We start from the raw sequence: 20,461 nt of genomic DNA, 5'->3' as shown, positions 1-20,461 counted from the left end.
CATTCAATCAAGGGCTCGGGGAACAGGGGAATACGCTATGCAAGTCTTGTCGCGTCAGCGAGGCGTCTCGCTGATCGAAGTGCTGATGGCCGTACTGATCTTCAGCGTCAGCCTGATTGGCATGGCTGGCCTGCTGATGATGGCCACGCGCTCGAATCAGGCCGCCTACCTGCGCACCCAGGTTGCCTTCCTGGCCGGCAATATGGCCGATCGCATGCGCGCCAACCCGGCCGCGGTATGGGATGGCAGCTACAACCAGACCATTCCATTCAGCGGCACCCAGAATTGCCAGACCGCCAGTTGCACGCCGGATCAGCTGGCGACAGCCGACCTTGCCGCATGGAACAGCCAGCTGGCAGCGTTCCTGCCTAAGCCAGGCGCAACGATCGCCTGCTCGCAGACCGGGATCACCTACACCCCCTCGGCCAACCAGGTCTCGATGCGCCCTCCCTATGGCGGCAACTGCACCATGACGATTACCTGGAGCGAGCGCCAGACAGGCGACACCGTCGGCACCGATAGCTCGGCCATAACTCAACAGTTTGTCTGGGAGTTCCAGCCATGACTTTGCAAAGGCGCTCCCGTCACCAAGGCGGCTTCTCCCTGATCGAGCTCATGATCGCCATGGTGCTCGGCCTGCTCGTCGCCGCCGGCATCGTTTCCATCTTCATCTCCACCTCCAGCAGCAACCGCGTGCAGACCCAGCTGGCGCGCCTGCAGGAACAAGGTCGCTATGCGATCACGCGCATCAGCAGCGATATTTCTTCCGCGAACGGGCAGTACTGCAACAACAGCGCCGGTCCAGCGACGCTCGGCGCGGGCGGCGTCTACGTCGATGGCCTGCGCGCACCAACCGTCTACGTCCCCGGCACCACGCTGACCAGCGCGATGAGCGACGTCACCACCCTCTGGGGTACTGGCAGTTATCCGGCGTCGCCGACGGCGACGGCGTATCCGCTACCTTCGTTCCTGTCGATGCGCGGCTATGACTGTCCGGCCACTGGCACCTGCACGCCAGTGGAACCGAGCGTGTCGGCGACGACCATTCCAGCACCAGGTGTGGGCGTGGGCAGTCGAGTCGTGGGCACCTCCGTACTCACCATGCGCTATGTCAATCCCAGTGCTGGCTGGACCCTCTACCCGACCGGCAGCGCCACCGGCAGCACCCTGACGACCAATGCGGCCGGCGCCATCACCCAGATCAATTTGGCCCCGACTGGCAGCGAACCTGCGATCACCAACATTCACGCAAACGACTTGATGCTGGTGGCCAATTGTTCAGCGGGGCAGATTTTTGGCGTCTCGGGACAGGGTTCAGCAACGCTCACTCCGCTTGCTTCCAACTTCTCCCAGATCCTGGGGCAGCAAGGCATGGCCGCCCCCATGCTGTTCGATCTCAATACGGACTTTCAAACGGTCACTTATTACCTCCAAGTGGTGGACAACCATGACGGCACCACCACCGGCGCGCTGATGCGTTCCGTCAACAGCAACAACCCGGCCAATCAACCCGCCGAAGTGGTGCGCGGCATCGAACGCCTCGACTTCAAATACGGCGTGGAATACCCCGACGGCACCACGCAATTTCTCAGCGCAGCGACGGTGGATGCAAGCACCGTCGCGACCACCGGCTGCGTCCCGATGCTGCCCGCTCCGCTCGACCCCGCCGACCGGGGTTGCTTGTGGCGTGCGGTCAAGAGCATTGAGGTGGACTTGCTGATGAATGGTCAGGTGCCGCTTTACACGCTGTCCGCGGATGAGCAGCAGTACACCTACCAGACTGATGGCATCACGACGCCGGCAGCGCCGGGTGCCGCCGGACGCAAGGTGACCCCGGCCCAGCAGAACTTTGTCAACCCACTGCTGCGTCGCGAATTCACCGCGCTGATCTCACTGCGCAACTTCAACCCATGACCACGCCTCCACGTGCGCGCCAGTTCACGCGGAGACTTGATTTTTACCTACCGATCCATGTCGGGCGGGCCCTTCTGACTTACGGCAGCGCCACACTGGATCGAGCAGAGCGGAGTTCACCATGAAGCAGTCACGATCACCGAAAGACCAGCCATCACGTCGCGGCCAACGTGGTGCCGTGCTTATCGTGGCGCTCATCTTCATGCTGCTGCTGACCATCCTGGCCATCGGGGCATCCGGTCGCTCACTGCTGCAGGAACGCATGGCCGGCAGTCTGCGTAATGCCCAACAGGCGCAGATGAGTGCAGAAACGGCACTGCGCGGCGCAGAGTGGAAGCTCTGGACCAGCACCAGCAATGTCGGCGGCCATCTCGACTGTCTTAACGGCGTCATCTCGAGTGACGACGGCTGCGTCGTCTACAACCCGAGTAACCCGCCGTATGGCACGGGCGGCTCCGTCACCACCTTCCGCACCAGCCAGGGATGGATCCCCACCATTGGCCACACCTACATGGGCCCGGGTGGTTCGATCGACTACACCGCCAGCAGCCTGCTCACCGCTCAACTGTCCAACAACCCGATGTACATCATCGAGGACATGGGACCGGAGCTGCCGCCAGGCGGCGGCACCGCGAGGGAATCGGGCGATACCGGCCCCAACAACGGCGGTCCCGGCCAGCTCAATACGCATGTCTTCCGTATCACCGCGCGAGCCACGGGTGGCAATCCCAACGCCGTGCGAGTGGTGCAAAGCACTTTTGACGCCCAGGCAAACAATTGAGCCGGAGCATCCAGACCATGTCGACTCGCCTTTCTTCCCAGCGCCTGCGCCTCGGCATTTCAGCCGTGCTGCTGACACTCCTCAGTGGCTTCGCCGCGCCGTTTACGCCCGTAGCCCAGGCAGCAAGCACGTCGCTCGGCACGACGGAGCTGAGCCCGACGCCACCGAATCAAACGCAGGCCGTCGCGCCGAATATCGTCATGACGTTCGACGACTCGGGATCGATGCAGTCGAACCGCCTCAATGACGCACCGCCCTACACCACCAATAACAGCGGCGGCCTGCTCAATTCGGGCTGGGACTGGAGCGGCGGCCCTTGGCGCTGTGCGGGCCTGATCGATGCCGATCACTTGACCGGCAGCGATGCTGCAGTTCGCGGTCTCACCATGAACGGCGTGTATTACAACCCCAACATCACCTACAGCCCGCCGATGTATACCGACGGCACATCGTTCCCCGTTGCTGACAAAAGCCTGAAAGCAGTCTGGGTTGATGGCATCGTGATCAATCGCCCGCTGGGCGCGGCCGCCGCCGTGGCGGCCGCCTATAACAATAATCCAGACCTCGACCTGCCAAGCCTAGGGGCGCGTACCGACTTTACCGGCGTGGTGGCCAGCATTCCGACGGTTTACTCCGCCAGCTTCAGCGCATGTCCCAGCAGCGCCGATGCCGGTTCGTGCACAACCAATACGTCGAGCGCGAAGACGTCAAAGGGAAAAACGACCTATACGTTCTATACCTGGACTGCCAATGGTCGTTTGAACTGGGGAACCACCTGCCCCAGTGGCCAGACCTGCACGACGAATTCGAGCACAGCGAGCACTGCCGCCAGCTACTACAGCTGGTCCACGTCCACCACAGACAACCGCTGGCAATGCGGCACCGGCTCCGCAGCGGGTGGCGGCGGTGGTGACATGTACACGGGCGCGAGCCCGATGGACGGGGCATCGCATACGCTCAGCGACGGCACCACGGCCACCTATCCCAACTGGGGACCGTACTACTACCGGCTGAAGACTGGTGTCACCGTCAATGTCGACCAATACGGTGTACCCGACGCCACGGTGCTGTATAACGCCAGCAACTGGGAGGCCGTGCCCGTACCCAGCAGCCAATACCAGAACTTTGCCAACTGGTATGCCTATTACCGCACACGCAATCAGATGGCACGTACCTCGCTCTCCCTGGTATTTGGCCAGCTTGGCGCGACGACCCAGAGTGGCGGATTTGGCAGCAATATCCGTATGGCCTGGCAGAACCTCAACAACGGTACTTACCTACTACCCAGTACCGCGATCATCAGTGAACTGCTCGATGCGTCGACCTGCGCCACGCTGGTCGCAAGCGATCCCAGCAAGGACCCTAGCAAGGCCCAAACTCCAGCCACGACCGCGACGCCGCCAAGCTGTTATCGCAGCGCCTTCTTCAACTGGCTATTCCAGGTACCCGCCGGCAGTGGCACGCCCACGCGCAGCGCTGTGAACCGCGCCGGCACGTTCTTTATGCGTGGAGCAAACAACACCGGGGCCACCGGCAATCTGTTGGATCCTTATTGGGAGCCACCGGCAAACGGGGCCACCACCGGCAACGAACTCTACTGCCGCCAGAACTTCCATATGCTGGTGACCGACGGTTTGTGGAACGGTGACTCTGCCAGCAACGGCGATGGTCCGCAAACAACAGGGCTGACCTTGCCGGCAAGCACTCTCACCTTGCCGGATGGCACGGCGTTCCCTGATCCCACCACCGCCGGCGTCACGTCAATCTTCAACCCGGTGGACGACGCAGGTAAGTCTGGTTACGCGTCTCTGTCCGACATCGCCTTCCACTATTGGGCGACGAATCTGCGCCCCGATCTTTATGCCGCGGCGAGCAACATGATCGTGCCGGCCTACCTGCCCGACCTGACCAAGGGCGTTGTGACGTCGACCACGACTACCGCCTCGTCGGTACCGACCACGCAGCTGAACAACGAGATCTACTTCAATCCGAAGAACGATCCGGCCACCTGGCCGCATATGTCCGAATACCTGGTCGGCCTCGGCGTTAACGGCCAGCTCAACTTCTCCACCGATACGGACTGCACGAACACAGCACCCGACACGAGTGACGCCTGCTTGCTGCGCACGGGTGCCACGAACTCGTCCGGCGCCGTGGGCTGGCCTGCTCCCAACGGCCAGGGCGGCGGTATCGCCGCAAACGTTGACGACACGTGGCATGCGGCGCTCGCCGGCCGCGGCCAGTTCTTCAACGCCCGCAATCCGCAGCTGCTGATCACTCAGCTGACCAGCATCCTTACCAATATTGCGGCCCGTTCAGCGCAACCGACGGTCAGCGCGGTCAATGCAACGGTGCTCACGCTGGGTGCCGTGACCTATAACACCGGCTATAGCTCCATCGACTGGAGCGGTGTGTTGCAGGCGCTGACTTTGAACACCGACGGCACGACCGGTGCAGTCAAGTGGGACGCCGGTGTGACGTTGTCGAATGGCACCACCACGCCGCCTGCGAGCCGCAAAATTCTCACTGCCAATATGAGCAGCACGGGTACCATCACGGGCATGCCGTTCGAGAGCACGTCCGCGTTCGATGCCAGTGAGATCAGTGGGCTCACTACGCCCGCCTCCAACGACAGTACCAATGATACCCTGGCCACCCGGGTGAACTATCTGCGCGGCGACCGCACCGAGGAGACCAATGGTGTCATGCGCACGCGCAACAGCCTTCTTGGCGCCATCATCGATGCGCAGCCGATCTACGTCAGCTATCCCGCCAGCGGCTACAACAACAACTGGCCAGCTGGCGCGCCGGAAGCCGCCAGTACGGCCCAGTCCTATGACACGTTCGTCAGCAACAATATCAACCGGGCCGGCACGCTATACGTGGCGGCCAATGACGGCATGTTGCACGCGTTCGACGCCTCACTGATATGCAACCCGCCCAGCTCCGGGACCGGCTGCGCCAGCTACGGCCCGGCCCAGAGCGCCACGGCCGGACAGGAGCGCTGGGCCTATGTGCCGCGTGCGGTCTACGGCAACCTGGGCAATCTGACCAGCAAGAGCAGTTTCACGTTTGCCCCCACCGTGAACAGCACGCCCGTCACGCGCGACGTGTTCTTCTCGGACAACAAGTGGCACACCATCCTGGTCGGTGGCTTGCGCCTGGGTGGACGCGGTGTCTACGCACTGGACATCACCAATCCGACCTCGGTGACGGAAGGGACGGCCGCCAGCACGGTGCTGTGGGAATTCGACGCTGACCAGCCCTCCACGACGGCCGGCAACCCTGCCAATCTTGGCTACACCTACGGCCAGCCCAATATCGGCCGCCTTGCCACTGGCAAGTGGGTGGTACTGGTACCTGGCGGCTACTTCCCAGACTGCAGCCAGAACGACAAGCCTGCCAACTGCACGAACATTGCCGCTGCAGCCAATGGCTATAGCTCGCTGTTCGTGCTGGATGCGGAGACCGGCGCACTCATCCAGGAGCTGAAGACGCGCACCGACATCACCGGTGTGAGCAGCTATGGCCTGTCCTCGCCCGTGCTCGGCGACTACAACAACGATCAGATCGATGACGTGGCCTTTGCCGGTGACCTAGCCGGCAATCTTTGGCGCTATGACCTGACCAGTACCACGCCCTCCCAGTGGAAGGTCACCCTGGCCTTCCAGCCTGCGACCCAGGGCGCCCAGCCCATTACCGTGATGCCTCGCCTGTTCCCTGATCCGACGACCAACCGATTCATCGTGTTGTTCGGCACCGGCAAATACCTGGGCGCCGGCGACAACTCCAGCACCACGCTGCAAACCATGTATGGCATCCGTGACGAGGTAGATTCCGGCGGCGCGTCCATCACCATCACGCCTGCGATGTTGCAGGCGCAGACCCTATCCGAAACCACCATCACCAACACCGCCGACCCGAACTACGGTGCCACCTATCGCAGCCTTACCAACAATAGCGTGAGCGCCAGCCAGGGCGGCTGGTACTTCGACCTGAAAACCATGAGCGGCACGACCCAGACCGACGCCGGTGAACGTGTGGTGGTGACGCCAGGCGCCATCTTCAACACCAACACGGCGGTGATCAGCACCTTGATTCCGAGCAGTTCCGATCCCTGCAGTCCTGCCGTACTCGGTGCCGTGATGCTGGTGAATGCCACGACAGGTTCGGCCGGCTCCGCGGTCGCCTCCGTGGGTGGCATTGCCTACATCGGCGCCCGTGTCAACAACGTGCGCACCTCCGGTACGGTCCCCGTCACCACCACGGTCGGCGGTGGCAAGGGCTTGCTGCCCGGCATGACGATTACCAACAACCTCAATCCCAATGCGAGCCAACCACTCCAATTCACCACATCCATCTGGCGCCGCCGTTCCTGGTCGGAGATCAATCCATGAAGCCACGTAACTGGAACTCGTTGAAGCAATCGCGGGGCTTCTCCCTGATCGAACTACTGATCGTGGTGGCCATCATTGCGGTGCTGGCCTCCATCGCCATCCCGGCGTACCAGCGCTATTCGTTTCGGGCCCGGCGCACAGAAGGCCAGCAGCTGCTGCAAAGCATCGCGATCGCCGAGGAGCGTTACTACGCCACGCATAACCAATACGACACCTTGACCAAGATCGGCTTCCAGAACACCACGTCGCAGAATGGTTTCTACATCGCCGACATCCCCGCAAGCGCATCCACATCTACCCAGGCATTCACGGTGGAGGCGGTGCCGCAGACTTCGCAGAGCAAAGACGCCTGCCTGACGTTGACGATCAATAACGCCGGCCTGAAGTCGATGACCGGCACCACGGCCAACGGCAACTGCTGGTGATCGCCATGAAGCGGATATCGTCACATGCCAAAGGCGTCACCCTGATCGAGCTGATGGTCACGCTCGCCATCATGGCGATACTGGCGGTCTTCGCCGTGCCGGCCTTTCGCGACTCGATCCGCCGCAACCAGGTCGCCTCGAGCAGTAACGCCTTGCTGGCCGATCTGAGCTACGCCAGAACCGAGGCAGCGAGTCGAGGCCTGGTCGTGTCCGTCTGCCCAAGCACGGATGGCCAGACTTGCCAGGCGACGAAGACGTACGACACTGGTTGGATGGTCTACACCTACACGCCCGGTAGCGCGGTAGCCAATACCGCCTTCAGTGGCGCATCGGCCACCAACCTTCTGCTGCGCTACACCCAGGCCCGCCAGGGTGTCTCGATGCAGTCGAACTACACGGCGAACAACGACGTCGTCAGTTTCGATGCGCAGGGCCAGCAACTGCCCACCAAGACTGCCACTGCACTGAAATTCGTCACCTGCTATCGCGACAACGGCACAGGTACCGGCACCAGCACGGCGACCGTTCAGGGCATCGAACTCGACCTCAGCACCTCGGGAAGCACCAGCACGCAGCCTTGGGCGGTAGGGGCGGCCTGCACGCCGTAACACGATGCCGGCCCGGGTCGAGAACCCGAGTCGGCAAGCCATCGCGCGTCATCGAGGCCATTTTCTCTAGGCATCCACAACCACTGGGCGGATAATCGGCGGTCCTAGCTGCTTGTGGTCCCCCTGATGTTCGTACCCGGTCAACGATGGATTTCCACCGCCGAGCCAGAGCTCGGCCTCGGCACCGTGCTGCGCGTCGAAGGACGTGGGGTGCAGGTGCTGTTCGCCAAGGCGGGCGTGCTGCGCCCTTATGCAGTCGACTCGGCGCCACTGGTGCGCGCGGAGTTTCGCCCCGGTCAGCGCGTGGCTGGCAAGGGCATTGCCTTCCTGGTTGAACGCGTGGAGGTCCGTGAAGAGCTGCTGGTCTATCGTGGTGAAGGCCGCGAGCTGGAAGAAGGCCAGCTCGACGATGAACAAAGCGTCAGCCAGGCCGATGACCGCCTGATCGGTGGCCGCACCGATCCCGTTTCACATTTTGAACTACGCCTGGAAGGCCTGAAGCGTCGCGCCAATGCCCGTCGTTCACCGGCCTGGGGCCTGGGCGCAGCCCGTATCGGCCTGGTGCCGCACCAGCTGCGCGTGGCCGGCATTGCCTCGGCGCGCCGCCCTCCCCGCGTGCTGCTGGCCGATGAAGTGGGCCTGGGCAAGACCATCGAAGCGGGCATGATCATTGCTCGCCAGCTGGCCACCGGGCGCGCCGAGCGCGTGCTGGTGCTGCTGCCGGACACGCTGGTCTACCAGTGGTTCGTGGAATTGCTGCGCCGCTTTAACCTCAGCTTTGCCATCTACGACGAAGAGCGCTGCGAAGCGCTGGAACAGTCGGACGGCAGCCGCAATCCGTTCGAAGACGAGCAGTTGGTCATTGCCGACTTCACCTTCCTCGAACAATCGCCCAAGCGCGCCCAGCAACTGCGCGATGCGTCCTGGGATCTGTTGGTGGTCGACGAAGCGCACCATCTGTCGTGGACGCCCGAGGCCGCCAGCCCGCGTTACACCCTGGTGGACCAACTCGCCGCGGCCACGCCCGGCGTGATCCTGCTGACCGCCACGCCGGAACAGCTCGGCCGCAGCGGCCATTTCGCCCGCCTGCGCCTGCTTGACCCGCAGCGCTATCACGATCTGGACGTCTATCTGGCCGAGTCGGACAAGTTCCAGAACCTGTCGAGGATTGCCGATCGCCTGCTCGATGGCCAGCCGTTGGACGACGCGCAGCGGGCCACCCTGCGCGAAGCCTTCCTCGGCGACGAATCACTGCAATCACGGCTCGCCGACACCAGCAAGCCCGAGCATGCGCGCGACATCCTCGCTGCGCTGATCGATCGCCACGGCACCGGCCGCGCGATGTTCCGCAACCGTCGCGCCAGCATCGGCGGTTTCCCCAAGCGCTTGCCGATTTGGCACCTGCTTGATGGCGACACGCTCAGCGATGATGGACGCCAGGCCTTGCTGGCCGAGTTCCATGCCGATATCCAGCAACCCTCGCCGGCCATCGAGCTCGATTACACCAGCGATCCGCGCATCGACACGCTGGTCTCCTTGCTTGAAGCACACCCGCAGGACAAGTTCCTGCTGATCTGCCGCAGCCAGGCCAAGGTATCGGCGCTGGAAGAAGCGCTGCGCACGAAGAGTGGCGTCGGCCTGGCGCGCTTCCACGAAGGCCTGGGCATCGTGCAGCGTGACCGCAATGCGGCGTATTTCGCACAACCGGACGGAGCGCGCCTGCTGCTGTGCTCGGAGATCGGCTCCGAAGGTCGCAACTTCCAGTTCGCCCATCGGCTGATCCTGTGGGATCTGCCGCTGGATCCGGATCTGCTCGAGCAACGCATCGGCCGCCTGGATCGCATTGGGCAGAAACACGATATCAGCATCCATATCCTTGCCGTGGCCGACAGCGCTCAGCATGTGCTGGCCCGCTGGTACGACGAAGGTGTGGATGCGTTCCGCACCAGTCCTGCCGATGGCCGCGAACTGCTGCGCCGCTTTGGCGAATCGCTGGCGCGACTGGCCGACCAGCATGCGCGCGGTGACGACAACCGCGACCAGGAACTCGATGTGCTGCTGGCCGAAACGCTGGCCAGCCATGAGGAGATGGCCGAGCTGATTCGCAGCGGCCGCGATCACCTGCTCGAACTCGCCGCCAGTCGCGACCTTCATGCGGATGAATTGCAGCAGGCCTTCACCCGCGAAGACAACGATCCCACGCGTGACGCCTTCATCCAGGGCCTGCTGGAACGTTTCGGCATTCATGCCGAAGAGCTGGGCGGCAAGGTACTACTGCTCGATCCGCAATACCTTTCCACCGACGCCCTGCCCGGCTTCGCCGAGGGCCCCCAGGCGGTCACGTTTGCACGTGAAGTCGCACTGGCACGCGAAGAACTGCCGCTGTTGCGCCTGGATCATCCGATCGTGTTGGGCGCACTGGATCTCGCCCTGTCCAGTGAGCAGGGCAATGCTGCGTTCCTGGTGGATGACGGGCTGGCGCCGCGCAGCGCGCTGCTGCAGGCCGTCTACCTGCTGGAATGCGTAGCCGATCGCAAGCTCGATGCCGAACGCTTCCTGCCCACGCAACCGGTGGTCGTTACGGTCGACACGCGGCTTGCCGAACGCGCCGACTTCCGCCCCAGCGACATCGCCTTGCGCAAGGCCGCCGACCGCACCATCGAGGTGCCGCGTTACCGCAAGTTCCTCACCAAGCTGGTGCCGCCCATGCTGGAAAAGGCCGAGTCGCTGGCCAGCGAGCGGGCACAGGCCAGCGTCAGCGACGCTCTCGCTTACGCGACCGAAGCACTCGACGCCGAGCTTTCGCGCCTGCTTGCGATGCGCGCGGTCAATCCGGCGATCAGCGATAGCGAGATTGCCGCCGTGGCCGATGAACGCACGGCCGTATTGGCGGCGCTACCGCAAGCGCGACTGCGACTGGATGCCGTGCGTTTTATCGTCAGCCCGGATTTCCTGGCGCTGCGCTGAGGCCGTTTTGACTCGTCGGGAGTCGTCGCGGGAGCTGCGAGGGCTCCCGCTCGTCTGTTCCTGGAACTACCCAAAAGTAGTTTCAGGTGGCATGACGGGACTCGCCCTAGCGCGACAACTGAGCGTTATCGCCAGCTTGCCGCTTACGCAGCGGGCGTTTCGACTGCCTGCCGGCAGCCGAGTCACTTTTCTTTGCTGGCCCAAAGAAAAGTAACCCAAAGAAATGGCCTCTAGAGCTGGTAGCACTCCGTTGGATAGAAGCGTTGGAAGGTCGAGGCGAGCAAATGGCGGGCGGCCCACGGCCGCTACACAGCGGCTACACCGCAACGCGCCAACGCGGTGAGGACTTAAGGCAGGCCTGGCAGACGGTCGAAACGCTTGCGGTATCCCGATGTTCAGTGGTCCGCGACACCACCCATGCTTTAAGCCCTCTTCGCCTCGGCGCGTTGCGGTGTAGCCGCTGTGTAGCGGCCATGGGCCGCCACTTATCCGGCTGGCCACGCCCGTCAGGCTCGCATCCAACGTAATGCTATGAGCTCTTCAGGCCATTTTCTTTGGGTTACTTTTCTTTTGGGCCAGCAAAAGAAAAGTGACCCGGACCGCGGCAGCGGTTCGGAACGCCCGCTGCGTAAGCGGCACCCTAGCGGCCACGCTTAGTTGTCGCCGTGTCGCGAGCACCCGCCCCTCATCCCAACCTTCTCCCCGAAGGGGAGAAGGAGCACAAGCCGTCGGCAGGCAGTCGAAACGCCCGCTGCGTAAGCGGCACCCTTGCGGCCACGCTCAATTGTCGCGGTGTCGCGAGCACCCACCCCTCATCCCAACCTTCTCCCCGGTGGGGAGAAGGAGCCGAAGCGCGCGGCTAGCCACCTTAAGCCGCCGCCAACATCGCCTCACGCACGCGCATGCGCTGCTTCACACCAAACAGCGCGTAGGCCACGGTCAACAGCGCAATCCACGCAGCGCCCACATAAAGAGCCACGCGAGTATCGGGACTGTAGCCAAGCATGAACAAGACGAAGCCCAGGAAGGCCACGCAGACCACACTGCTTATCGGCCACGCACGCAAGCGAAACGCGCCCAGCGGAGCCCCCTCGGCGACCTGGCGGCGACGAAAACTGAAATGCGCCAGCATCACCATCGTCCACGTCCACACCGTGTTGAACGACAGGATCGACATCATGATGCCGAACACCTTGGCCGGCAGCAGATAGTTCAGCAGCACGGCGAACAGGAGCACCGCCAACGTCGCCAGGATCGCGCGCAGCGGCACACCCTGCGCACTGACCTTGCCCAGCGCCGCCGGGGCCTGCCCCTTGCCAGCCAGGCTGTAGAGCATGCGACTGCCGCTGAAGGTGGTGCAGTTGAAGCCGGACAGCGCCGCCGTGATGACCACGAAGTTGATCAGCCCCGCCGCCTGCGGAATGCCAAGCTTGGCGAAGGTGGTGACGAACGGGCTGCCCTGCGTGCCGAGGCCCGTCCAGGGATAGATCGCCATGATCACGAACAACGCGCCCACATAGAAGATCAGGATGCGCCACAGCACCGAGTTCACCGCGCGCGGGATCGTGCGTTCAGGCTGCGCGGCTTCGCCCGCTGCAATGCCCACGGTTTCCACACCGCCGAACGAGAACACCACCACGGGCAGCGCCAGCACCATGCCGGTCAGGCCGTGCGGGAACCAGCCGCCGTGCGACCACAGGTTGGACAGGCCCTTTGGCTGGCCGCCATTGCCCCAGCCCAGGAAGATCATCGACAGGCCGCCGGCGATCATCGCCAGCACGGTCAACACCTTGATCAGGGTGAACCAGAATTCCATTTCGCCATAAATCCTGACGGTGAGCAGGTTCAGGCCACCAATGGTGAGCACGCTGCCCAACACCCAGATCCAGCGCGGCCAGTCGGGGAACCATGCGTGCATGTACGTGCCAACCGCGGTGGCCTCGGCCATGCCGACGCCCACCATCAGCAGCCAATAGTTCCAGCCGGTGACATAGCCCGCGAATGAGCCCAGGTATCGCTGCGCATACACGCTGAACGAACCGGCCACCGGGTCGTGCACGGTCATCTCGCCCAGCGCACGCATGATGATGAAGATCATCACCCCGCCGAACAGGTAAGCGAACAGGACCGATGGCCCGGCCAGGGTGATGGCATCGGCCGAGCCGAGGAACAGGCCGGCGCCAATGGCCATGCCAAGCGCCATGAAGGTGATATGGCGCGGCGTAAGCCGGCGCTGGAGGTGCTGCGTCATGAGTGGCCGAACAGATGTAAGGCGAGCGATCAGCGCCAGAGGCGGCGCTGCGGCTTGATCGGCAGCTTGCCGCGCCAGTACTGGATCAGCACCAGGCCACCGAGCATGCCACCCAGGTGGGCGAAGTGCGCCACGCCGGCCTGGGTGCCGGTCACGCCCAGCAGCAGTTCGACCAGCGCGTAGCCGGTAACGAACAGCCACGCAGGCATCGGGATCGGCAGGAACATCAGCATGACCTTCTCGTGCGGATACATCATGCCGAACGCCAGCAGCAGGCCGAAGATGGCACCGGACGCACCCAAGGTGGGATAGAAGCCGCCGGTGAACCACTGCACCACCGCGAGCTGGGCCAGCGCCGCCACGATCAGGCAGACGAAGTAATACAGGAGGAAGTTGCGCGTGCCGAACAGGCGCTCGATCTGCCCGCCAAACATGTACAGCGCGAACATGTTGAACAGCAGATGGGTCCAGCCGCCGTGCATGAAGGCATAGGTCACCACCTGCCAGACTCGGAAACCGACCGACACGATGCTGCCGTCGCCGGCCTGGGCTACCTGGTCCGCACCCCAGGGCCACAGCGCAAAGTGCACCAGCAGGGTCTCGCCCATCACTTGCTGCAACAGGAACACCGCCACGTTGGCGATCAGCAGGTTGCGTGTAACGGGGGGAAGATCGAAGGGCATGCGGGGTGATTCCAGGCTACAAACTACGCAAGCGTACCCGTACAGGCACGACACCGCCACGGAGGCAGCGCTGGTGACCACACGGAAACTTTGCACAGGCGCTGGTCGATCGTCGCAAGATGGTGAGGCCCGGCTTGCCTGGGCAAGCACCCCAGTGACGTTCCACCCACCCACTGCCAAGGCCTGACCAACCATAGAATGGCTGCATGACGGAATCGCCACGCCAAGTTCTGCTTGCGGGTGCCACTGGCCTTACGGGCCGGCTGCTTCTGTCATTGCTGTTGGACGATCCCGGCGTTGCCCATGTGCTTGCGCCGACGCGGCACGCGCTCCCCGCACACCCCAAGCTGGAAAACCAGGTTGGCATGGTCAGCCACCTGATCACCCAGCTGCATGGCCCGATCGATACCGTGTTCTGCTGCCTGGGCACGACGATTCGCCAGGCCGGCTCGCGCGAGGCCTTCCGCATGGTCGACTACGACTGGCCGCTGGCGCTGGGCAGGCACGGCCTTGCGATGGGCGCAGGCCATTATCTGGCGATCAGCGCGCTGGGCGCCGATCCCTCCTCGAAGATTTTCTACAACCGCACCAAGGGTGAACTCGAGCTCGGCCTGCAGAAACAGAACTGGCCCCGCCTGACCATCGTGCGCCCGTCACTGCTGCTGGGAGCGCGTCGCGAGTTTCGGCTGGGTGAAGTCCTCGCCTCCCCGTTCTCGCGGGTACTGCCGGGGCGCTTGCGCGGTATCGAGGCCGCTACCGTGGCCCGCGCGCTATGGCGTCTGGCGAGCACGCCCGGCAACGGTGTGCGCATCGTCGAATCGGACGAACTGCGCGAGCTCGGCCGCTAGGGCCTAGGCAACCCCGTTGTTGCGCGTATAAAAAAAGGCCGCCTGTAAGGCGGCCTTTGACTGGCGGAGATCCACAAATCAGCTGCTGCGGGCCAAGGCGTCCGGGCGCTTGGCGCCGGCGAAACGCTTGGACCAGTACGACTCGTCCAGGCTGTCCACGCGCACGGTCTTGCCGCGCGAGGGCGAATGGATGAACTGGCCATTGGCGATGTAGATGCCGACATGCGAAATACGGCCCTGGCCACGGCTGCCTGCCGTGCGGAAGAACACCAGGTCACCCGGCTTCATGTCGCCGCGATTGACCTTCAGGCCAGCGAGGAACTGCGAGGCCGAGTTGGTCGGCAGTTCCAGGCCCACGGCGTGGGCAAACACATAGCGGACGAAACCGCTGCAATCGAAACCGGTGGAGGGATCGCGGCCGCCGCGCACGTAGCGAATGTCACGCAGCGTCATGGCCAGACTGATCAGGGTCTTGCGGAGGCCAGACGTTTCGCCGGCCAGCGAAGCCACCGCGTTGTTGGCCACGCCGGTGCCCGGCATGCCATCGGCGTCCAGATCGTCGTCTTCGGCGCCCCAGCCAGCCGCGGTGCCCTTGGACACCGGTGCCGCGATGCTCGCCTTGGCGGGAACGACGGACTGAGCCAGTCCAGCTGCCGGCGCAAACACCGCCAGCTGGCCCATGAGATTCGGCGTGATGTTCATTGCGGCCGGCGCACTGGCCTGACCAGCAAGAGGTTCAGCAAACAGCGGTAGGGACGCGAACAGTGCACAAGCCAGCGCAGCAGCAGTCAAAAATTGCTTGGTTGGCATATGGGAAAAATCCCTCTGCAGTTCGTGAGTCAGACCGTCGGCGGGGCCGCCGGCCGTGATGGAGACGTGAACTTAGCAGGGGGAATCTGGTCGTATGTTGGATCGGGGTTAACTGAACTCCGTCGTTGCGAAATTTGTCAGGGTTCAGGCGTAGCCATCAACACATTGATTTAGAACAATAAAGTCACTGTGACTGGTGATTTTTTGATCAATTAGTGAACTATTTATTTGATACAGACCTGTTACTGAGCTGTGACAGGATGCCGCTGACCAAAGATCGCCGAGCCAATGCGGACCTCGGTCGCCCCCTCCGCGATGGCGAGCGGAAAATCCCCACTCATGCCCATGGAAAGTCTAGGTAAATCATGGCCTTGGGCCTTGGCCTGGGCACGTAATTGATGCAATTGACGGAAACAGGCGCGCACCGCAGCCGGGTCGACCGATTGCACCGCCAGGGTCATCAAGCCGCGCACGCGCAGGCTGTCGTAGGCAGCCAGGGCGTCCAGGAAGGCCGGCAGTTGCGCCGGCGGCAGGCCATGCTTGCTCTCTTCCGGCGAGGTTTTCACCTCGATCAACACGTCGAGCGTCCGACCTTCCAGCTGCAGTCGCCGATGCAGGGCCTCAGCCAGTTCCAGTCGGTCCAGCGATTGCACCTCGCTGGCCAGCCGCGCCACGTCTTTGGCCTTGTTGGTCTGCAGATGGCCGATGACCACCCACTCGATCGCACAATCGGCCAACGCCTCGGCCTTGCTGCGGATTTCCTGCACCTTGTTCTCGCCAAAGCGCGTCATCCCCAGCGCCATGGCGGCTCGCACCACGTCGGGACCGAAGGTCTTGCTCACCGGCAAGATGGAAACCTCGGCGGGATCGCGACCGGCGGCGCGGCAGGCCGCATCGACCCGCTCGCGTATAGCCGTCCAGTGGGCGGCAAGATAGGTGTAATCGTTCGGAGCTTCGTTCATCGTTGGCATTCCCCGTGTTTCCCTGCCTGCGCCAACCAGCACGAAACCACCCATGGCCACGAAGGCGCGCCGCCCCGGCTTCCGCCGGAGCGACACTCAGGCGGGCTTAGCCCTTGGCGCCTTGTTCGTAGTGACGCGCAACGACATCGGCGACCACCATCGACACCTTCTTGCCGGTCGGGATGTGCAGGAACTCGTTCGGGCCATGCGCATTGGAGTGGGGGCCAAGCACGCCGGTGATGAGGAACTGCGCCTTGGGGAATTTCTCGCCCAGCATGCCCATGAACGGAATGCTGCCACCCTCGCCCATGTACGCCGCCGGCGTGCCGAAATAATTCTGCGATGCCGTGGCGACGGCCTGCTCCAGCCATGGCGACAGCTGCGGCGCATTCCAGCCGCTGCCGTCCTTCTCCAGCTTGAAGCTGACCTTGGCGCCGTAGGGCGGATCCTTCTCCAGCAGCTCCTTCACAAACTGGCCGGCCTTGGCACCCGACAGCGTCGGCGGCACGCGCAGGCTCAGCTTCACCGAGGTCTTCGGACGCAGCACGTTGCCGGCGCTTTCCAGCGGCGGCATGCCGTCGACGCCGGTCACCGCCAGCTGCGGACGCCAGGTGCGGTTGAGCACCAGCTCGGTCAGGTCCTCGGTCACCGGGTGCATGCCGTCCACGAACGGGAACTTGTCGTATACCGCCGTGCCCAGCACCTCGGCGGAACGCCTGGCCTGCTCGATGCGCTGTGCCGGGATCTCGACGTAGAGCTCCTTGGGCTTGATCGTGCCGGTCTGCGGATCCTCGAGGCGGCTAAGCAGTTCGCGCAGGATGCGGAAGCTGGACGGCACCACGCCGGAGGCATCGCCCGAATGCACGCCCTCCTCCAGCACCTGCACGGTCAGTTCGCCGCCGGTCATGCCGCGCAGCGAGGTGGTCAGCCACAGCTGGTCGTAGTTGCCGCAGCCCGAATCCAGGCACACCACCAGGGACGGATTGCCGATGCGATCAGCAAGGTGATCCACGTAGAACGGCAGGTCATAGCTGCCCGATTCCTCGCAGGCTTCGATCATGATCACGCAGCGCGCGTGCTGCACGCCCTGTTCGCGCAGCGCCAGCAGCGCCGCCAGCGAACCGAAGATCGCATAACCGTCGTCGGCGCCGCCGCGCCCATACAGCTTGTCGCCCTTGAGCACCGGCGTCCACGGACCCAGGCCCTCGGCCCAGCCGGTCATCTCTGGCTGCTTGTCCAGATGGCCGTACAGCACCACGGTGTCCTCACCGGTGCCAGGCACTTCGATATAGATCAGCGGCGTACGGCCGTCCAAACGCACGACTTCCAGGGTGGCGCCGGGCAGGGCGGCCAGCTTGCCGCGGGCCCAGTTCTCCATCAGCTTGACGGCGGCATCCATGTGGCCGTGTTCAACCCACTTGGGATCGAACATCGGCGACTTGTTGGGAATACGGATGTACTCGACCAGCTGCGGCACGATCTCGTCATCCCACAGTCCGCTGACAAAACGGTTGAGGCGAGCGGTATCCATGGGCGACTCCTGCAGCGTGGGGAAAGGCGGAATTGTATCAGCGCGGACGCGAAGCTCGCCGCAGCCCACAGCCTGCCCTGCTTCCCACCGACACACGGGTCGTCCCGGCCCTCACCCGGATCTGACCTGCGGACCGACTGTCACAAGCCCGCCGGCGGATCAGAGTCATGCCGCGGCACATATGGATGCCGCCATCACCTCAAACAGGGAGATCTACCATGTACCAGAAGATTGCAGCCCTGCTCCTCATCCTCGCGTTCGCGCTGCCAGCGCTTGCTGCCACCCCGGTCAACATCAACAAGGCGGACGCGCCCACCATCGCCAAGTCGCTGGACGGCATCGGCCTCTCCAAGGCGGAGAAGATCGTTGCCTGGCGCGATGAGCACGGCCCCTTCAAGAGTGTGGACGAGTTGTCGCAGGTCAAAGGCATCGGCCCGGCGACGCTGGAACGCAACCGTGAGGCGATTCTGCTTGGCGACAGCTCCGGTGCGGCCACGGCAGTCAACAAGCCGGCACCGGCCAAGGCAAAACCGAAGGCCAGCAAGGCCTCTGACGAATAATCAAACCCATCAGCCACTTGCGTACACAAAACAGGCAACCGGCCAGCGCTGGCGACGCTGGCCGGTTGCGCTACACTCGCCCGCCTCGCCATCGGCCTAGGCCACCATGATCGTTCCGCGTTACCGCATCGCGGCTTCTGCCATCGCAGGGGCTGGCAAGGGTTTGTTCCTGGACCAGGACGTCGTAGCCGGGCAGATCGTCACTGCGCCCGATGCCATCGACCGCACGTATTCCTATGCCGAGCTGAGCGGATCGCCCGCCTTGGCCGAGCAGCTCTACGCCAGCGCCCGCTGGTTCGAAGACCGCTATACCGTTTCACCGGATTGGCCGGACGAGTGCTTCATCAACCACAGCTTCACGCCCACCGGGCTGTGGCATCTCGGTTTCGTCTTCGCTCTGCGCGATTTGCCCGCCGGCACCGAAATCACCGTGGACTACCGCCACCTGCTGCCGCCCGGCGAGGAGGAGGTCTTTGTGGACACCGCGACGGGCCGGAAAATCGTCGGCCTGCCGTGGCTCGAAAGCCTGACCCTGAGCACGCACGCCCTGGCCAACCTGCTGAATGGCATCCGTATTGCTAGCTGACACTCATGATCGACATACCCGTCCTTGAAACCGCGCGCCTGCGCCTGACCGCTCTCGGCGAACGCCATTTCGAAAACTACGCCGCCATGCTGGCCGACCCGGGCAGTACGCGCTGGGTGGGCGATGGCCAGCCGCTGGACCGTCCCAATGCCTGGCGCTCGCTGGCCATGCTGATCGGGCATTGGCAGCTGCGCGGCTACGGCATGTGGGCGCTTGAGCTCAAGGACACCGGCGAGTTCGTCGGACGTGCCGGCCTGATGCAGCCGGAGGGCTGGCCCGATCTGGAACTGGGCTGGATGCTGCGGCCCGAGTTCCGTCACCACGGTTATGCCACCGAGGCGGGCAACGCGATTCTCGACTTCGCCTGGCACATGCTCAATGCACAGCGCGTCATCAGCCTGGTGCGCATCGGCAACGACGCCTCGGACCGCGTCGCCGAGCGCCTGGGCGGCGAACATATCGATGACATGGATTTCTTCGGTACGAACAACCACGTGTTCGCCTATTACCCGCCGTATCCCGAGCAACGCCGCGCCTGCGCATGAGCGTGCTTCGCCCTGTCGCCGTCGATGACTTGCGCCGGCAACCCTGGGCCAACGGGGCCGGCGTTACCACCGAAATCGCCTGCGGCCCGCAACAGGAGGCTTGGCAATGGCGTCTCAGCATTGCTGACATTGAGAACCCTGCATCGTTTTCGACATTTGCCGACGCACGACGGCAGTTTGTGCCGCTGGACGCCCCTGTCGAGCTGACCTTTGATGATGGCCGCACGCAATTCCTGAACCGATTCGACCTCGCCAAATTCAACGGCGACGACGCGCCACGCGCGGGATTGCCCGAGGGCGCCACGCGGGCTTTCAACCTGATGCTGCGCGGCGATGTTCAGGGTGAGCTGATCGCCCGCCCGCTGCATGGCGCCATGGTGCTGCTGGCACCCAAGGGCTGGCACTGGTTCGTGCTGCTGCTCGCCGGCCATGCCAAGGTGATCGCCGACCACCGATCGCACGAGCTCGAGCCCAACGATATGCTGTGGATCGACCCGATTCCGGCGCACCCCGTGCGCATCGAGGGCGGCGGCGAAATCGTACTGGCCAGGCTACCGACGGATTGATCCATCGTCCGCGATGTGGGCGATGAG

17 protein-coding genes are annotated in these 20,461 nt (G+C 63.6%); 12 read left to right on the top strand and 5 right to left on the bottom strand.

Translation table 11 applies throughout. The features are described 5' to 3' along the window. The first annotated feature begins 37 nt into the window (after nucleotides 1–37). The 7 genes from pilV (at nucleotide 38) to rapA (ending at nucleotide 11,092) form a co-directional block, all read left to right on the top strand. Nucleotides 38–565, top strand: a complete 528-nt coding sequence (pilV, locus tag OUZ49_RS02320; RefSeq protein WP_266148320.1) for a type IV pilus modification protein PilV — start codon at nucleotides 38–40, stop codon at nucleotides 563–565. Further along, entirely contained in the window at nucleotides 562–1,914 is a 1,353-nt protein-coding gene (locus OUZ49_RS02315; RefSeq protein ID WP_266148319.1) for a PilW family protein, read from the top strand. Before pilV ends, OUZ49_RS02315 begins: the two co-directional genes overlap by 4 nt. Before the next feature lie 121 nt (nucleotides 1,915–2,035). Then, on the top strand, nucleotides 2,036–2,695 hold the full coding sequence (locus OUZ49_RS02310) for a pilus assembly PilX family protein (protein WP_266148318.1): 660 nt from the start codon (nucleotides 2,036–2,038) through the stop codon (nucleotides 2,693–2,695). A 17-nt stretch (nucleotides 2,696–2,712) separates the two neighbouring features. After that, entirely contained in the window at nucleotides 2,713–7,092 is a 4,380-nt protein-coding gene (locus tag OUZ49_RS02305; RefSeq protein WP_266148317.1) for a pilus assembly protein, read from the top strand. Further along, nucleotides 7,089–7,517 (top strand): type IV pilin protein, encoded by a 429-nt coding sequence (locus tag OUZ49_RS02300; RefSeq protein ID WP_266148316.1) that lies wholly within the window; start codon nucleotides 7,089–7,091, stop codon nucleotides 7,515–7,517. Before OUZ49_RS02305 ends, OUZ49_RS02300 begins: the two co-directional genes overlap by 4 nt. A gap of 5 nt (nucleotides 7,518–7,522) precedes the next feature. Beyond that, nucleotides 7,523–8,125 (top strand): GspH/FimT family pseudopilin, encoded by a 603-nt coding sequence (locus OUZ49_RS02295; RefSeq protein ID WP_266148315.1) that lies wholly within the window; start codon nucleotides 7,523–7,525, stop codon nucleotides 8,123–8,125. A 126-nt stretch (nucleotides 8,126–8,251) separates the two neighbouring features. After that, nucleotides 8,252–11,092 (top strand): RNA polymerase-associated protein RapA, encoded by a 2,841-nt coding sequence (rapA, locus tag OUZ49_RS02290; protein WP_266148314.1) that lies wholly within the window; start codon nucleotides 8,252–8,254, stop codon nucleotides 11,090–11,092. Nucleotides 11,093–11,960: 868 nt separating this feature from the next. Here rapA and OUZ49_RS02285 read toward each other — a convergent pair. Both OUZ49_RS02285 and OUZ49_RS02280 read right to left on the bottom strand, forming a co-directional pair. Continuing rightward, nucleotides 11,961–13,343 (bottom strand): amino acid permease, encoded by a 1,383-nt coding sequence (locus OUZ49_RS02285; protein ID WP_266148313.1) that lies wholly within the window; start codon nucleotides 13,341–13,343, stop codon nucleotides 11,961–11,963. A 29-nt stretch (nucleotides 13,344–13,372) separates the two neighbouring features. Next, entirely contained in the window at nucleotides 13,373–14,026 is a 654-nt protein-coding gene (locus tag OUZ49_RS02280) for a rhomboid family intramembrane serine protease (RefSeq protein WP_266148312.1), read from the bottom strand. Nucleotides 14,027–14,232: 206 nt separating this feature from the next. Between OUZ49_RS02280 and OUZ49_RS02275 the strand changes: the two genes are divergently transcribed. Continuing rightward, nucleotides 14,233–14,874 carry a Rossmann-fold NAD(P)-binding domain-containing protein gene (locus OUZ49_RS02275; protein ID WP_266148311.1) on the top strand — a complete coding sequence of 214 codons (642 nt, stop codon included), beginning with the start codon at nucleotides 14,233–14,235 and terminating at the stop codon, nucleotides 14,872–14,874. A gap of 78 nt (nucleotides 14,875–14,952) precedes the next feature. Here the strand turns inward: OUZ49_RS02275 and OUZ49_RS02270 are convergent, their stop codons facing one another. The 3 genes from OUZ49_RS02270 to OUZ49_RS02260 all read right to left on the bottom strand — a co-directional run bounded on the left by OUZ49_RS02270 (nucleotide 14,953) and on the right by OUZ49_RS02260 (nucleotide 18,177). After that, entirely contained in the window at nucleotides 14,953–15,684 is a 732-nt protein-coding gene (locus OUZ49_RS02270; RefSeq protein ID WP_266148310.1) for a C40 family peptidase, read from the bottom strand. Between the two features lie 242 nt (nucleotides 15,685–15,926). Continuing rightward, on the bottom strand, nucleotides 15,927–16,646 hold the full coding sequence (locus tag OUZ49_RS02265; protein WP_266148309.1) for a YggS family pyridoxal phosphate-dependent enzyme: 720 nt from the start codon (nucleotides 16,644–16,646) through the stop codon (nucleotides 15,927–15,929). 106 nt (nucleotides 16,647–16,752) lie between these two features. Continuing rightward, nucleotides 16,753–18,177, bottom strand: coding sequence for a M20 family metallopeptidase (locus OUZ49_RS02260; protein WP_266148308.1), 1,425 nt, complete (start codon nucleotides 18,175–18,177; stop codon nucleotides 16,753–16,755). Nucleotides 18,178–18,395: 218 nt separating this feature from the next. Here OUZ49_RS02260 and OUZ49_RS02255 point away from each other — a divergent pair, with 218 nt between their 5' ends. From OUZ49_RS02255 to OUZ49_RS02240, 4 genes are all read left to right on the top strand, one after another. Continuing rightward, nucleotides 18,396–18,737 carry a ComEA family DNA-binding protein gene (locus tag OUZ49_RS02255; RefSeq protein WP_266148307.1) on the top strand — a complete coding sequence of 114 codons (342 nt, stop codon included), beginning with the start codon at nucleotides 18,396–18,398 and terminating at the stop codon, nucleotides 18,735–18,737. Between the two features lie 106 nt (nucleotides 18,738–18,843). Further along, the gene (locus OUZ49_RS02250) at nucleotides 18,844–19,323 is read left to right on the top strand and encodes an SET domain-containing protein-lysine N-methyltransferase (RefSeq protein WP_266148306.1); all 480 of its coding nucleotides are present in this window, start codon (nucleotides 18,844–18,846) and stop codon (nucleotides 19,321–19,323) included. A 5-nt stretch (nucleotides 19,324–19,328) separates the two neighbouring features. Continuing rightward, a complete protein-coding gene (locus tag OUZ49_RS02245; RefSeq protein ID WP_266148305.1) occupies nucleotides 19,329–19,868 on the top strand; it encodes a GNAT family N-acetyltransferase in 540 nt (179 codons plus the stop codon). Then, entirely contained in the window at nucleotides 19,865–20,434 is a 570-nt protein-coding gene (locus OUZ49_RS02240; RefSeq protein ID WP_266148304.1) for a HutD/Ves family protein, read from the top strand. The genes OUZ49_RS02245 and OUZ49_RS02240 overlap by 4 nt, the downstream gene beginning before the upstream one ends. The last annotated feature ends 27 nt before the right edge of the window (nucleotides 20,435–20,461 follow it).

Source organism: Dyella halodurans (assembly GCF_026283925.1).
GTDB classification, from domain to species: domain Bacteria; phylum Pseudomonadota; class Gammaproteobacteria; order Xanthomonadales; family Rhodanobacteraceae; genus Dyella; species Dyella halodurans.
The sequence above is the reverse complement of the archived record's forward strand: the minus strand, read 5'-3'. Positions and strand labels throughout refer to the sequence as shown.